12 protein-coding genes, 2 tRNA genes and 1 pseudogene are annotated in these 14,173 nt (G+C 54.5%); 5 read left to right on the top strand and 10 right to left on the bottom strand.

Annotation, left to right across the window (positions count from 1 at the left end):
- Window positions 1-76 precede the first annotated feature (76 nt).
- Window positions 77-153, bottom strand: a tRNA-Met gene (locus tag HWQ14_RS07800).
- A 286-nt stretch (window positions 154-439) separates the two neighbouring features.
- Between HWQ14_RS07800 and argG the strand changes: the two genes are divergently transcribed.
- Window positions 440-1,786 (top strand): argininosuccinate synthase, encoded by a 1,347-nt coding sequence (gene argG, locus HWQ14_RS07795; RefSeq protein WP_176609386.1) that lies wholly within the window; start codon window positions 440-442, stop codon window positions 1,784-1,786.
- A gap of 152 nt (window positions 1,787-1,938) precedes the next feature.
- Here the strand turns inward: argG and HWQ14_RS07790 are convergent.
- The 6 genes from HWQ14_RS07790 to rlmE all read right to left on the bottom strand — a co-directional run bounded on the left by HWQ14_RS07790 (window position 1,939) and on the right by rlmE (window position 7,529).
- Window positions 1,939-2,025 (bottom strand) — tRNA-Leu (locus HWQ14_RS07790).
- A gap of 9 nt (window positions 2,026-2,034) precedes the next feature.
- Window positions 2,035-2,367 carry a preprotein translocase subunit SecG gene (secG, locus tag HWQ14_RS07785; protein WP_003861803.1) on the bottom strand — a complete coding sequence of 111 codons (333 nt, stop codon included), beginning with the start codon at window positions 2,365-2,367 and terminating at the stop codon, window positions 2,035-2,037.
- Between the two features lie 222 nt (window positions 2,368-2,589).
- On the bottom strand, window positions 2,590-3,927 hold the full coding sequence (glmM, locus tag HWQ14_RS07780; protein ID WP_148418327.1) for a phosphoglucosamine mutase: 1,338 nt from the start codon (window positions 3,925-3,927) through the stop codon (window positions 2,590-2,592).
- Complete coding sequence (folP, locus tag HWQ14_RS07775) at window positions 3,920-4,768, bottom strand: dihydropteroate synthase (protein ID WP_176609385.1); 849 nt, start codon at window positions 4,766-4,768, stop codon at window positions 3,920-3,922. Before folP ends, glmM begins: the two co-directional genes overlap by 8 nt.
- Window positions 4,769-4,865: 97 nt before the next feature.
- A complete protein-coding gene (gene ftsH, locus HWQ14_RS07770) occupies window positions 4,866-6,800 on the bottom strand; it encodes an ATP-dependent zinc metalloprotease FtsH (RefSeq protein WP_003861810.1) in 1,935 nt (644 codons plus the stop codon).
- A gap of 102 nt (window positions 6,801-6,902) precedes the next feature.
- A complete protein-coding gene (rlmE, locus tag HWQ14_RS07765) occupies window positions 6,903-7,529 on the bottom strand; it encodes a 23S rRNA (uridine(2552)-2'-O)-methyltransferase RlmE (protein WP_003861812.1) in 627 nt (208 codons plus the stop codon).
- A 127-nt stretch (window positions 7,530-7,656) separates the two neighbouring features.
- Between rlmE and yhbY the strand changes: the two genes are divergently transcribed.
- Window positions 7,657-7,950 (top strand): ribosome assembly RNA-binding protein YhbY, encoded by a 294-nt coding sequence (gene yhbY / locus HWQ14_RS07760; RefSeq protein ID WP_003861814.1) that lies wholly within the window; start codon window positions 7,657-7,659, stop codon window positions 7,948-7,950.
- A 151-nt stretch (window positions 7,951-8,101) separates the two neighbouring features.
- On the opposite strand, the gene greA is transcribed toward yhbY, so the two are convergent.
- Window positions 8,102-8,578: a transcription elongation factor GreA gene (gene greA / locus HWQ14_RS07755; RefSeq protein WP_006812122.1), complete on the bottom strand. Its 477-nt coding sequence runs from the start codon at window positions 8,576-8,578 to the stop codon at window positions 8,102-8,104.
- Window positions 8,579-8,806: 228 nt separating this feature from the next.
- Here greA and dacB point away from each other — a divergent pair.
- From dacB to pmrB, 3 genes and pseudogenes are all read left to right on the top strand, one after another.
- A pseudogene (gene dacB, locus HWQ14_RS07750) lies at window positions 8,807-10,239 on the top strand (serine-type D-Ala-D-Ala carboxypeptidase).
- Window positions 10,240-10,241: 2 nt separating this feature from the next.
- Window positions 10,242-10,904, top strand: coding sequence for a two-component system response regulator PmrA (gene pmrA / locus HWQ14_RS07745; protein ID WP_148418324.1), 663 nt, complete (start codon window positions 10,242-10,244; stop codon window positions 10,902-10,904).
- Window positions 10,901-11,944, top strand: a complete 1,044-nt coding sequence (pmrB, locus tag HWQ14_RS07740) for a two-component system sensor histidine kinase PmrB (RefSeq protein ID WP_176609384.1) — start codon at window positions 10,901-10,903, stop codon at window positions 11,942-11,944. Before pmrA ends, pmrB begins: the two co-directional genes overlap by 4 nt.
- A gap of 32 nt (window positions 11,945-11,976) precedes the next feature.
- Here the strand turns inward: pmrB and cgtA are convergent, their stop codons facing one another.
- Both cgtA and HWQ14_RS07730 read right to left on the bottom strand, forming a co-directional pair.
- Window positions 11,977-13,152 carry an Obg family GTPase CgtA gene (gene cgtA, locus HWQ14_RS07735; protein ID WP_148418322.1) on the bottom strand — a complete coding sequence of 392 codons (1,176 nt, stop codon included), beginning with the start codon at window positions 13,150-13,152 and terminating at the stop codon, window positions 11,977-11,979.
- Window positions 13,149-14,123 carry a DMT family transporter gene (locus HWQ14_RS07730; protein ID WP_148418321.1) on the bottom strand — a complete coding sequence of 325 codons (975 nt, stop codon included), beginning with the start codon at window positions 14,121-14,123 and terminating at the stop codon, window positions 13,149-13,151. The genes cgtA and HWQ14_RS07730 overlap by 4 nt, the downstream gene beginning before the upstream one ends.
- Between the last annotated feature and the right edge of the window lie 50 nt (window positions 14,124-14,173).

Here is a 14,173-nt window from a genome sequence, read left to right as displayed (position 1 = left end):
GAAAGAATTTTTTCAAATCCAGCTACGAAGGCTCTAAGTCTTCACAGTATATTTGAAAAAGAACTTTATGGGAAAGTGGTTGCGGGGGCCGGATTTGAACCGACGACCTTCGGGTTATGAGCCCGACGAGCTACCAGGCTGCTCCACCCCGCGCCTGAAACGTGGCAAATTCTACGCGTTTTGGACAGAATTTGCAAATAATGCTGGGATTTGGTACCGAAGACGGGACGTAAAATCGGCGTTCAGTATATTGATAGTTGACCCCACCTGTCAACCCAACATCTGCCAGGGCAATCAAAGGGAAATTTTGACAAAAAACGCACGCGTCTCTTTCGGTCATCGATAAAAGATGATTAAATGAATACTCACTTATTTTGCATAAACATGCATCGAGAGCGAAAGCGGTCTCTTATCAGTCAATCAAGCAGGGTTTTATTATATGACGACGATTCTCAAGCATCTCCCGGTAGGACAACGTATTGGCATCGCTTTTTCTGGCGGCCTGGATACCAGCGCTGCACTGCTGTGGATGCGCCAGAAGGGAGCGGTTCCTTATGCATATACAGCGAACCTGGGTCAGCCGGACGAGGAAGATTATGACGCGATCCCTCGTCGTGCCATGGAATATGGCGCAGAGAACGCACGTCTGATTGACTGCCGTAAGCAGTTGGTTGCAGAAGGTATCGCCGCTATCCAGTGCGGTGCATTCCATAACACGACCGGCGGCCTGACCTATTTCAACACCACCCCGCTGGGCCGGGCAGTCACCGGTACCATGCTGGTTGCCGCCATGAAAGAAGATGGCGTGAACATCTGGGGTGACGGTAGTACCTATAAAGGCAACGATATTGAACGCTTCTATCGTTATGGCCTGCTGACCAACGCCGAGCTGCAGATTTACAAGCCGTGGCTGGATACCGACTTCATCGACGAGCTGGGCGGCCGTCATGAAATGTCCGAGTTTATGATTGCCTGCGGTTTTGACTACAAGATGTCCGTTGAGAAAGCCTATTCAACCGACTCCAACATGCTGGGCGCAACGCACGAAGCGAAAGATCTGGAATTCCTGAACTCCAGCGTAAAAATTGTTAACCCGATCATGGGCGTGAAGTTCTGGGACGAGAGCGTGAAGATCCCGGCAGAAGAAGTGACCGTGCGTTTCGAACGCGGTCATCCGGTTGCCCTGAACGGCAAAACCTTCTCTGACGATGTTGAGCTGATGCTTGAAGCAAACCGCATCGGCGGTCGTCACGGTCTGGGTATGAGCGATCAGATTGAAAACCGTATCATCGAAGCGAAAAGCCGTGGCATTTACGAAGCTCCGGGGATGGCGCTGCTGCACATCGCTTATGAGCGTCTGCTGACCGGCATTCACAACGAAGACACCATTGAACAGTATCACTCTCACGGTCGTCAGCTGGGCAAACTGCTGTATCAGGGCCGCTGGTTCGATCCGCAGGCGCTGATGCTGCGTGATGCCCTGCAGCGCTGGGTGGCAAGCGCGATTACCGGCGAAGTGACGCTGGAACTGCGTCGCGGTAACGATTACTCCCTCCTGAATACCGTGTCTGACAACCTGACCTATAAAGCAGAGCGTCTGACCATGGAGAAAGGTGATTCTGTATTCTCCCCGGACGATCGTATTGGTCAGCTGACCATGCGTAACCTGGACATCACCGATACCCGTGAGAAGCTGTTCAACTACGTTGAGAACGGACTGCTCTCTGCAAGCTCGGGTAACGGGCTGCCGCAGGTTGAGAACCTGGAACACAGCGATAAGAAGTAACGCTGACCAGAAATGCAGAAGGCGCCTGATGGCGCCTTTTTTATTGGGGCTTGCACCGGTCCGGTAAGCGCGGCGCCACCAGGCGGACAAATACCAGACACGATCTACAGACGAAAAAAAAGACGTCTTGCGACGTCTTTCTTCTGGAATATTGGTACCGAGGATGGGACTCGAACCCACAAGCCCGTTAGGGCACTACCACCTCAAGGTAGCGTGTCTACCAATTCCACCACCTCGGTACGGAATACTTACTGCGGGATATCGCTGGTCGGCTTAGCCGGTGCAGCTGGCTGAGTCTGCTCAGTTTTCGCTGGCGCGCTCAGGTTTTCCCACTCGCTTCCTTTACTGGTCTTGTTGCTATTGATATTGCCCAGCACCAGACTGATGATGAAGAACAGCGTAGCCAGAATCGCCGTTGTGCGGGTCATGAAGTTCGCAGAACCACTTGAACCGAACAGCGTACCGGAAGCGCCTGCTCCGAAGGAGGCTCCCATATCAGCGCCTTTACCTTGCTGCAGCATAATCAGCGCTACGAGAGCGATGGCTACAATAAGGAAAATAACTAAAAGAGCTTCGTACATAATCAACCTGTTCCTTGCGGATTTGCCGCATACCAATGCTTCGACCAATTAGCAGGATTTTGTTTCCCACTGAAGCGGGTGTGAATACTAACCAAAGCGAATCACCTTCGCAAGGGCATTTTCGACGCATTGTATCAACTGCGGAAAAAAACAGCAAAAAGCCATTTATTGCTTAAAACGAAGGCGGCAAACGCCGCCTTTTTAAACACTTACTCTGAAAAATTATGCAGCTTTAACGGCGTCCGCAATGCGGTGAGCAAATTCAGTCACCTGCGCTTCGTCTTCACCTTCCACCATCACGCGGATCAGCGGTTCAGTACCGGACTTACGCAGCAGAACACGACCACGGTTACCGAGGGCAGCCTCAACGTCTGCCATCACTGCTTTGACGTTATCATTTTCCAGCGGATCGCCTTTACCCGCGGTGAAACGCACGTTCACCAGGATCTGCGGGAACATTTTCATGCCGCTGCAAAGATCGTGCAGGCTCATATGGTTACGCGCCATCGCGGCAACAACCTGCAGCGCCGCCACAATGCCGTCGCCGGTGGTGGTTTTGTCGAGCAGGATCACGTGACCGGAGTTTTCCGCGCCGATACGCCAGCCTTTCTCCTGGAGTTTTTCCAGCACGTAGCGGTCACCCACTTTCGCGCGCACGAACGGGATCCCCAGCTGCTTCAGCGCCAGCTCCAGGCCCATGTTGCTCATCAGCGTGCCAACCGCACCGCCGCGCAGCTGACCCTGACGCAGGCCTTCACGGGCAATAATGTAGAGGATCTGATCGCCATCGACCTTGTTGCCTTCATGGTCAACCATGATCACGCGGTCACCGTCGCCGTCCAGGGCAATACCCAGATCGGCTTTTTCGGCCAGCACGCGCGCCTGCAGGGCACGAACGTCGGTTGCCCCGACTTCTTCGTTAATGTTCAGGCCATCCGGCTCGCAGCCGATAGTAATCACTTTTGCGCCCAGCTCGCGGAAAACATTCGGCGCAATGTGATAAGTCGCACCGTTTGCACAGTCCACGACAATTTTAAGGTCGGCCAGGCTCAGTTCGTTCGGGAAGGTGCCTTTGCAAAACTCGATGTAGCGACCCGCAGCATCGACAATGCGATTGGCTTTACCCAGCTCAGCCGAGTCAACGCAGGTGATCTCTTTTTCCATTTCCGCTTCAATCGCCTCTTCCACGTCATCCGGCAGCTTGGTGCCGTCGATGGAGAAGAATTTGATACCGTTGTCGTAGAACGGGTTATGAGAAGCCGAAATAACGATACCGGCCTCAGCACGGAAGGCGCGGGTCAGATACGCAACAGCAGGGGTAGGCATTGGCCCCGTAAAGGAAGCAGAAAGCCCCGCCGCTGCCAGCCCGGCTTCCAGCGCAGACTCCAGCATATAGCCTGAAATACGGGTGTCTTTACCAATAATGATTTTACGGGAGCCATGACGCGCCAGTACTTTACCTGCTGCCCAGCCCAGTTTCAGGACAAAATCAGGTGTGATTGGCGCGTCGCCTACGCGCCCGCGGATGCCATCGGTGCCAAAATATTTACGATTACTCATAGCGTTTATTTCCCTTCGCTGCCAGTGTGGCTTCCACCACGCGCATGGCCTCTACTGTTTCTTTTACGTCATGGACACGAATTATATGCGCGCCCTGCATTGCGGCTATCACCGCGCAGGCCAGACTGCCGCTCAGGCGTTCGCCCGGCCCGACATTCAACAACTGCCCAATCATCGATTTTCTCGACATCCCTACCAGCAGCGGCAGGCCGAACTGATGAAACTCTGACAGGCGCGCAAGCAACGCGTAATTGTGAGAGAGATTTTTACCGAAACCGAAGCCCGGGTCGAGTAGCAATTTCTCTTTTGCGATACCCGCACGCTCACAGCGAGCGATGTGTTCAGTAAAGAAGCGGCTGACGTCGGCAAACACATCATCATATTTTGGCGCTTCCTGCATCGTCTTAGGCTGTCCCTGCATATGCATCAGACACACCGGCAGCCCGGTTTCCGCAGCGGCTTCAAGAGCGCCTGGCTCGGTCAGCGAGCGGATATCATTGATAATGTGAGCGCCCACTCTCGCAACTTCGCGGATTACCTCAGGCTTAGAGGTATCTACCGAGATCCACACTTCGAAGCGCTGAGCAATAGCTTCTACCACCGGCACCACGCGCGCCAGCTCCTCTTCCACCGAAACATCCGCCGCGCCAGGACGCGTTGATTCACCGCCAACGTCAATGATGGTGGCCCCCGCGTTGATCATCAAATTCGCGTGCTTAACCGCGTCGATGAGCGAGTTGTGCGTGCCGCCGTCAGAGAAGGAATCAGGCGTGACGTTCAGGATCCCCATCACATGGGGATGTGAAAGGTCGAGATGCGAGTCCTGGGCGAATAGTTTCATGACGAAATCCCTGGTATAGATATGGTTTAACAGATAAGAAAAACCCCGGAGCAAGCTCCAGGGTTTGAGGTACAGACAAACGCTTCAACAGTCGTGCTTACTTGTCGCCCAACTGCTCTGACATGGTGTTACCCGGGTTCGGCGTACGCGGTTCATCGACCGGACGCGGCGCACGCGGGGTGCCATTGTTGTCAGAATTATTGGAAGCACCTGGGTCTTCCCAGCCTGCTGGCGGACGCACTTCGCGGCGAGCCATCAGGTCGTCAATCTGCGGTGCATCGATGGTCTCATATTTCATGAGCGCATCTTTCATCGAGTGCAGGATGTCCATATTGTCGTTCAGGATCTGACGAGCGCGAGCGTAGTTACGTTCAATCAGCGCTTTCACTTCCTGGTCGATGATACGAGCCGTCTCATCGGACATATGCTTCGCTTTCGCCACAGAACGGCCCAGGAATACTTCACCCTCTTCCTCTGCATACAGCAGCGGACCGAGTTTGTCGGAGAAGCCCCACTGCGTCACCATGTTACGCGCCAGGTTCGTCGCCACCTTAATGTCGTTCGACGCACCGGTGGAAACATGTTCCGCACCGTAGATAATCTCTTCTGCCAGACGACCGCCGTACAGGGTTGAAATCTGGCTTTCCAGCTTCTGACGGCTGGCGCTGATCGCGTCGCCTTCAGGCAGGAAGAAGGTCACACCCAGCGCACGACCACGTGGAATAATCGTTACCTTGTGTACCGGATCGTGTTCCGGCACCAGGCGACCGATAATGGCGTGGCCTGCTTCGTGGTATGCCGTGGACTCTTTCTGCGCTTCCGTCATCACCATGGAGCGACGTTCCGCACCCATCATGATTTTGTCTTTCGCTTTCTCGAATTCCACCATTGATACCACACGCTTGTTGCCGCGAGCGGCGAACAGTGCGGCTTCGTTGACCAGGTTAGCCAGATCGGCACCGGAGAAGCCCGGCGTACCACGCGCAATGATTGCCGCGTCGATGTCTGGCGCCAGCGGTACGCGACGCATGTGCACTTTCAGAATCTGTTCACGACCACGAACGTCCGGCAGACCGACCACAACCTGACGGTCGAAACGGCCTGGACGCAGCAGCGCAGGGTCGAGTACGTCCGGACGGTTAGTTGCCGCGATAACGATAATACCTTCGTTACCTTCGAAGCCGTCCATCTCAACCAGCATCTGGTTCAGGGTCTGCTCACGTTCATCGTGACCACCGCCCAGGCCTGCGCCACGCTGGCGGCCAACGGCGTCGATTTCATCGATAAAGATGATGCACGGCGCTGCCTTCTTGGCCTGTTCGAACATGTCACGCACACGAGATGCACCGACACCGACAAACATTTCAACGAAGTCAGAACCTGAAATAGTAAAGAACGGCACCTTCGCTTCACCCGCGATGGCTTTCGCCAGCAGGGTTTTACCGGTACCCGGAGGGCCAACCATCAGCACGCCTTTCGGGATCTTACCGCCCAGCTTCTGGAAACGGCTCGGCTCGCGCAGGTATTCAACCAGCTCACCCACCTCTTCTTTTGCTTCGTCACAACCTGCAACGTCAGCAAAGGTGGTCTTGATCTGATCTTCCGTCAGCATACGCGCCTTGCTCTTACCGAACGACATGGCACCTTTGCCACCGCCGCCCTGCATCTGGCGCATAAAGAAGATCCAGACGCCGATAAGAAGCAGCATCGGGAACCAGGAAATGAAGATAGAAGCCAACAGGCTTGGTTCTTCTGGCGGCTCGCCTACCACTTTGACGTTTTTGGTCAGAAGGTTATCAAGCAGCTTAGGATCGTTCACCGGGATGTAAGTCGTGTAACGGTTACTATCTTTCTTGGTAACGTTGATCTCACGTCCGTTGATACGCGCTTCGCGAACCTGGTCCTGATTGACCTCCTGCAGGAAGGTAGAATAATCCACCTTGCGGCCATTCGACTCGCTGGGCCCAAAGCTCTGGAATACTGACATCAGCACAACGGCAATGACCAGCCAGAGTATTAGGTTTTTCGCCATGTCACTCAAGGGATTAACCTCATATTACAACTGTGTTAAAAACAGCGTCAGGATACTCTATATCCAGTTTCATTCAAACTTTCGCCTGAAATCTACCGGTTATCATTTTCGCCCGGTCGCTACAATATACACTTCTCGGGAACGGGCCCGGGAAGAGTCCGGCTTACGAACTTTGACCTTCGCAAACAGGGAGCGAATTTCCTTAAGATACTCCTCGAAACCTTCGCCCTGAAACACCTTCACAACAAAACTACCACCAGGCGCTAGTACATCACGACACATTTCTAACGCTAGCTCCACCAGATACATGGCGCGGGGGATATCCACCGCCGGTGTTCCGCACATATTTGGTGCCATATCCGACATGACAACCTGGACCTTACTGTCACCTACACGATCAAGTAACGCTTTAAGCACTAATTCATCACGAAAGTCGCCCTGAAGGAAGTCGACACCGACAATGGGATCCATTGGTAAAAGATCGCATGCGATGATTCGGCCCGTTCCGCCGATCTGCGTTACCGCATACTGGGACCATCCGCCAGGTGCCGCACCGAGGTCGACTACGGTCATTCCCGGTTTAAAAAGTTTGTCACTTTGCTGTATTTCATCAAGTTTAAACCAGGCGCGGGAACGCAACCCTTTTTTCTGCGCCTGTTGAACATATTTATCGCTAAAGTGTTCCTGAAGCCAGCGGCTGGAACTGGCAGAACGCTTTTTACCTGTCATTTAACATTTCCGTCCTGGTTCATCGTTGCTTGCCTGTGACGTAAATTTCTACGCAGCTATTTGGCGATATAAGGGAGATGGCGGTAGAATGAACCGTTTTCAATCCCAACGTAAGCAAAAATATACGATGAATCTGAGTACTAAACAAAAACAGCACCTTAAAGGTCTGGCACATCCGCTCAAGCCTGTAGTGATGCTTGGCAACAATGGTTTGACCGAAGGGGTGCTTGCCGAGATTGAACAAGCGTTGGAACACCACGAGCTGATCAAGGTGAAAATCGCCTCTGAAGACAGAGACACTAAAAACCTGATCGTGGAAGCCATCGTGCGCGAAACCGGCGCCTGTAATGTACAGGTCATCGGTAAAACGCTGGTGCTCTATCGCCCATCTAAAGAGCGTAAAATCTCGCTGCCACGCTAAGGATATCCTGAATCGAACACATTTTGTGTGTGAAACGAGGGATTTCTTTCAGCAGGCGAGCAAAATGCCATGCTCCTTGAGTTGATAAAAGGCCGCTATGCGGCCTTTTTCTTTTCTTTACAATGTATCAACATCTTAGTAGAGAAGCGAATTACAGGTATTCAACCTTAATAATTTCGTATTCCACTTCACCGCCGGGCGTGCGGATGGTGACTACATCGTCCTGTTCTTTGCCAATCAGGCCGCGAGCAATCGGTGAATTCACTGAAATCAGATTCTGTTTGAAGTCTGCTTCATCATCCCCCACGATGCGATAGGTCTGCTCTTCGTCGTTATCGAGGTTCAGGACGCTAACGGTAGAACCAAAGATCACGCGGCCATTGTTTGGCATTTTAGTGATATCGATTACCTGTGCATTGGACAGTTTCGCTTCGATATCCTTAATGCGCCCTTCACAGAAACCCTGCTGCTCACGCGCCGCGTGGTATTCAGCATTTTCTTTCAGGTCGCCATGTTCACGCGCTTCTGCGATAGCGGCGATGATTTCAGGGCGACGTACGGACTTCAGAAAATCCAGCTCTTCGCGCAGTTTTTCAGCACCACGTAAGGTCATCGGAATAGCTTGCATTTGTTATACCTCTTAAACATTCCTGTTGGGAGCAGTGTTCCCTGCTCCAGCCCACCTGAACAGGCCAGAAGCAAAAAGAAAACCGACCCGGGAGCAACGCCCCAGGTCAGCAGCAATTTTTCAATTTGATACGTATTTTACCGCGAAGTTCACTATGGGTCATCGTTTACTTTACGGTGCCATGCACCGTAGTATGACGGTTTGTTTTCGGGTTGTTAGCGCGAGATTATGCGATTTTCCAGTTTTATCATCGGATTGACTACCAGTATAACGTTCACCGTTCAGGCCGCGAATGTTGAAGAGTACATTAATCAGCTGCCCGCTGGCGCGAACCTTGCCCTGATGGTGCAGAAGGTTGGCGCGCCGGCTCCCGCAATTGACTATCACAGTCAACAGATGGCGCTGCCTGCCAGTACCCAGAAGGTGATCACCGCCCTCGCCGCCCTGCTCCAGCTCGGGCCAGACTTCCGTTTTATCACCACCCTTGAAACCAAAGGTAACGTCGAGGGCGGTGAACTGAAAGGCGATCTTATCGCCCGTTTTGGTGGCGATCCCACCTTTAAGCGCCAGGATGTCCGCAACATGGTGGCGGCGCTGAAAAAATCCGGCGTGACAAAAATCGATGGCAACGTGCTGATCGACACCTCTATTTTCGCCAGCCACGATAAAGCGCCGGGCTGGCCCTGGAACGACATGACGCAGTGCTTTAGCGCCCCGCCAGCCGCCGCGATCGTCGACCGTAACTGCTTCTCCGTCTCGCTTTACAGTGCGCCAAAACCGAACGATTTAGCCTTCATCCGCGTTGCGTCCTACTATCCGGTCACGATGTTCAGCCAGGTTCGTACGCTGGCGAAAGGCTCACCGGAGGCACAGTATTGCGAGCTGGACGTGGTACCGGGCGATCTTAACCGCTATACGCTAACGGGATGCCTTTCCCAGCGCGCCGACCCCTGCCGCTGGCCTTCGCCATTCAGGACGGTGCAGGGTATGCCGGCGCGATTTTCAAAGACGAACTCAAGCAGGCGGGCATAACCTACACCGGAACGCTGCTGCGCCAGACGCAGGTGAACGAGCCAGGTACAGTGATCGCCAGCAAGCAGTCCGCGCCACTGCATGATTTGCTTAAGATTATGCTGAAAAAGTCGGATAACATGATTGCCGACACGGTGTTCCGCATGATTGGGCATGCACGCTTTGGCGTGCCGGGAACCTGGCGTGCCGGTTCTGATGCCGTGCGCCAGATCCTGCGCCAGCAGGCGGGTATCGATCTGGGCAATACGATCGCCGTCGATGGGTCCGGCCTATCGCGCCATAACCTGATTTCTCCGGCCACCATGATGCAGGTGCTGCAGTACATTGCGCAGCACGACGCTGAGCTAAACTTTATTACGATGCTGCCGCTTGCGGGGCACGATGGCTCCCTTCAGTATCGCGCGGGGCTTCACGCCGCGGGCGTGGATGGCAAAGTGTCAGCCAAAACCGGCTCCCTGCAAGGGGTTTACAACCTTGCTGGTTTTATCACGACAGCCAGCGGGCAACGTATGGCATTTGTGCAGTATCTTTCCGGCTATGCCGTCGAACCGGCCGACCAGCGCAATCGTCGTATTCCACTGGTACGCTTCGAAAGCAGGCTCTATAAGGATATCTACCAGAATAACTAGCGATGAAACTACTTATAGTTGAAGACGATCTGTTATTGCAGGAAGGGTTAGCGCTGGCGCTGGGGAACGAAGGCTACGCCCTGGATTGTGCCGCCACGGCTGCTGAAGCGGATGCCCTGATCCAGAGCGGCGAATACAGCCTGGTGATCCTGGATTTGGGCCTGCCGGATAAAGACGGGGCGACGCTGCTGAGCCAGTGGCGTCGTCGCGGAGTGGATAACCCCGTACTGATCCTCACGGCCCGCGATGCCATAGAGGACAGAATTAACGGGCTGGATTCTGGCGCTGACGATTATCTGGTAAAACCCTTTGCCCTTGCCGAGCTACAGGCCCGCGTGCGGGCGCTGATCCGCCGCTATCAGGGCCACAGTGACAACCTGCTTACGGACGGGGATATTACCCTTAATCTACAAACCCAGCAGGTGCTGCGCCAGTCCCAGCCGGTGGAAGTGACGCCAAAAGAGTTTGCCCTGCTTACGCGCCTGATCATGCGCAGCGGGCAGACGGTGCACCGTGAAACGCTGCAGCAGGACATTTACTCCTGGCAGGACGATCCGGGATCAAACACGCTTGAAGTTCATATCCATAATCTGCGGCGCAAGCTCGGTAAAGATCGCATTAAAACCGTCCGCGGCGTGGGCTACCGTCTGGAGAGCCAGAAATGAACAGTATGCGCCGGCGGTTGATGGTGTTGCTGGCGGTTATTCTGTTATTTTTCCAGTTGATTAGCGTGATCTGGCTGTGGCATGAGAGCCGCGAGCAAATCGGTTTTCTGGTGAACGAAACGTTGTCCGCGAAATCGCGCAACAACCATGTCGAAAAAGAGATCCGTGAAGCCATTGCCTCCCTGCTGGTTCCTTCTCTGGTGATGGTCGGTTTTACCCTGTTCTTCTCATTCTGGGCGGTAACCTGGATCACCCGCCCCCTCAATAAGCTGCGGGCCAGCCTTGCGAACCGCTCGGCGGATAACCTCACTCCCCTGCCGATGTATTCCGACATGGAAGAGATTGGCGCGGTGACTACCTCGCTGAATCAGCTTCTCGCCCGGCTGGATCATACTATTCAACAGGAGCGCCTGTTTACCGCCGACGCGGCGCACGAGCTGCGAACGCCGCTTGCGGGTATCAGGCTCCATCTTGAACTGATGGCTCAGTCCGGATCGCCGCAGGCCGCCCCGCTGGTAAGCCGCATCGATCAGCTTATGCATACGGTGGAACAGCTGCTGATGCTGGCGCGTGCCGGACAGGCGATGGCAAGCGGTCACTACGAAACCGTTAACTGGACGGAGACGATCATTGCACCGCTCAGCCTGGAGCATGAAGCCAGAGAGCATATGGTGATATGGCCTGCTCACAGCCCGCTGACGGTGCAGGGCGATGCCGTCCTGCTGCGTCTGATGTTAAGGAATCTGCTGGAGAACGCCGCCCGCTACAGCCCGGCAGGAACGACGATTGAAGTGACGTTAGCAGAGACGGAGGACGGTACCCGGGTCAGCGTTATAGACCAGGGTCCGGGTATTGACGATGCGCACCGACAGTCGATCACCGAACCTTTCCGACGCCTCGATCAGCGCTACGGTGGCAGCGGCCTTGGGCTGAGCATCGTACAGCGCATCGTGCAGCTCCATCATGGTCGTTTAACGCTGGAGAACGGCACCGAGGGCGGCCTAATCGCCAGCTGCTGGCTACCCGCGAAGATAGGATAAAAAAAGCCCCGTTAAGGGGCTTTATGCGGGATTTAGTGCTTGTAGATGAACTCGACGCCTTCTTCGTCGTCTTCATCCCAGTCGTCGTCCCAGTCTTCATCATCTTCTTCCGCTTCCAGCTCTTCGAGCTGCTGGCGGTGGTAGTCATCCCACATGAATTCGACTTTTTCCGGCTGTTTCGCTTCTTCCGCCTGAACCACCGGGTTTTCGATGATAAAGGTCATCACATCCCAGCAGAGATCCTTCACGCCAACCTGGCTCGCGGCAGAGATCAGATAGTACTTATCTTCCCAGCCCATCGCTTCAGCGATCGCTTTAGCTTTCGCTTCGGCTTCCGCTTTGTCCATCAGGTCGATCTTGTTGAAGACCAGCCAGCGTGGTTTATCCGCCAGTTTCTCACTGTATTTTTCCAGCTCGCCGATGATGATCCGGGCGTTTTCAACCGGATCGGAGCCGTCGATTGGATCGATATCAATGAGGTGCAGCAGGACGCGGCAGCGCTCAAGGTGCTTCAGGAAGCGAATACCCAGGCCAGCGCCTTCTGCTGCGCCTTCAATCAGACCCGGGATGTCAGCCACCACGAAGCTCTTCTCGTTATCCATACGGACAACGCCGAGGCTCGGAACCAGCGTCGTAAACGGATAGTCCGCCACTTTTGGTTTCGCAGCAGAGACAGCGCGGATAAACGTCGACTTACCGGCATTTGGCATACCCAGCATGCCCACGTCTGCCAGCAGCATCAGTTCCAGCTGCAGATCGCGCTTATCGCCCGGGGTACCCATTGTCTTTTGACGCGGGGTACGGTTAACGGAGGATTTGAAACGGCTGTTGCCCAGACCGTGCCAGCCGCCTTTCGCCACCATCAGGCGTTGACCGTGTTTGGTCATATCACCCATGGTTTCGCCCGTGCCCTGGTCGATCACACGCGTACCCACCGGCACTTTGATCGTCACGTCTTTACCGCGTTTACCGGTACAGTCGCGGCTCTGGCCGTTCTGGCCACGCTCGGCGCGGAAAGATTTTTCGAAACGGTAGTCGATCAGCGTGTTGAGGTTCTCATCCGCCTCCAGCCACACGTCACCACCGTCTCCACCGTCACCGCCGTCAGGGCCGCCACGAGGAATATATTTTTCACGGCGGAAGCTTACACAACCGTTACCGCCATCACCTGCCACGACCAGAATCGTCGCTTCATCAACAAACTTCATTTTACTCTCCGTAACTCATTCGCCTGAGCGGGGACCGCTTCATTTTTGCGCCAACGTCCCCAGAGACGATGACCAATGGCGGAATACATCGCGCCCGCAACCACGACAAACGCACCGAGATAGCCCAACAGGTTGAGCATCGGCTTGACGAAGACATCGGGCCAGGCCATTGATAACAAATCTGAAAATAACAGCGTAAACAGCGGGGTAAGCGTGATTAAGGCGCTCACCTGTGCTGCCTGCCAGCGCGCCATTGCTTCGGCCAGCGCGCCATAACCGACCAGCGTGTTAAGCCCACAAAAAATGAGACACGCCAGCTGCCAGTCGCTGAGCTGGGCGATAACACCCGGCTTCGCTAACGGCAATAATGCCAGTGTACACAAAGTGTACAGCAAAAAGAGGATCTGCTGTGAGGCAAGACGGCGCAATAACACCTTTTGCGCGACGCCATAACTCACCCAGACCGTTGCTGCACCCACCCCAAAAATCACACCCCAGGTGTAATCCGTCAGGCGGGTGAATATCTCGATCAGGCTGGTGTTAAAGAACATCACCAGACCGCAAAGCAGCATGCTTGCCCCGATAATCTGCGTCCCGCGCATCTTCTCCTTGAGGATGAATACGCTGGCGACCATCATGCCGACCGGTGAAAGCTGACCAATCACCTGTGACGCCGTGGGGCTAAGATATTGCAGGGAAGAGCTGAACAGGATGAAGTTACCGAACAGACCGCCCGTCGCGATAGCCAGTAACACCAGCCAGCGCGGCTTACGGAAGATGCGCAGCGGTGGCAGCTTACCTTTGACAGCCAGAATGGCGCCCAGGCCGATGCTTGCCATCAGGAAGCGATAAAACACCACCGTAGGCGGCTCCATCACTTCGAGTACCTGCTTCATTGCAATTGGCAGCGCACCCCAGCACATTGCGGTGGTGAGCGCCAAAAGAATACCAATGCCGGCCTGCTGCTTCATGCCCGTTTTCCCTACAGAAAATTTTCCGGGTTTCCAATGTAAAAAGCCCC

This window comes from Enterobacter cloacae, assembly GCF_013375935.1.
Taxonomy (GTDB): Bacteria; Pseudomonadota; Gammaproteobacteria; order Enterobacterales; family Enterobacteriaceae; genus Enterobacter; species Enterobacter pasteurii.
The sequence above is the reverse complement of the archived record's forward strand: the minus strand, read 5'-3'. Positions and strand labels throughout refer to the sequence as shown.

Coding starts and splice junctions, on each gene's coding strand:
- argG (WP_176609386.1), top strand. CDS start 440: ATGACGACGATTCTCAAGCATCTCCCGGTAGGACAACGTATTGGCATC.
- secG (WP_003861803.1), bottom strand. CDS start 2,367: ATGTACGAAGCTCTTTTAGTTATTTTCCTTATTGTAGCCATCGCTCTC.
- glmM (WP_148418327.1), bottom strand. CDS start 3,927: ATGAGTAATCGTAAATATTTTGGCACCGATGGCATCCGCGGGCGCGTA.
- folP (WP_176609385.1), bottom strand. CDS start 4,768: ATGAAACTATTCGCCCAGGACTCGCATCTCGACCTTTCACATCCCCAT.
- ftsH (WP_003861810.1), bottom strand. CDS start 6,800: ATGGCGAAAAACCTAATACTCTGGCTGGTCATTGCCGTTGTGCTGATG.
- rlmE (WP_003861812.1), bottom strand. CDS start 7,529: ATGACAGGTAAAAAGCGTTCTGCCAGTTCCAGCCGCTGGCTTCAGGAA.
- yhbY (WP_003861814.1), top strand. CDS start 7,657: ATGAATCTGAGTACTAAACAAAAACAGCACCTTAAAGGTCTGGCACAT.
- greA (WP_006812122.1), bottom strand. CDS start 8,578: ATGCAAGCTATTCCGATGACCTTACGTGGTGCTGAAAAACTGCGCGAA.
- pmrA (WP_148418324.1), top strand. CDS start 10,242: ATGAAACTACTTATAGTTGAAGACGATCTGTTATTGCAGGAAGGGTTA.
- pmrB (WP_176609384.1), top strand. CDS start 10,901: ATGAACAGTATGCGCCGGCGGTTGATGGTGTTGCTGGCGGTTATTCTG.
- cgtA (WP_148418322.1), bottom strand. CDS start 13,152: ATGAAGTTTGTTGATGAAGCGACGATTCTGGTCGTGGCAGGTGATGGC.
- HWQ14_RS07730 (WP_148418321.1), bottom strand. CDS start 14,123: ATGAAGCAGCAGGCCGGCATTGGTATTCTTTTGGCGCTCACCACCGCA.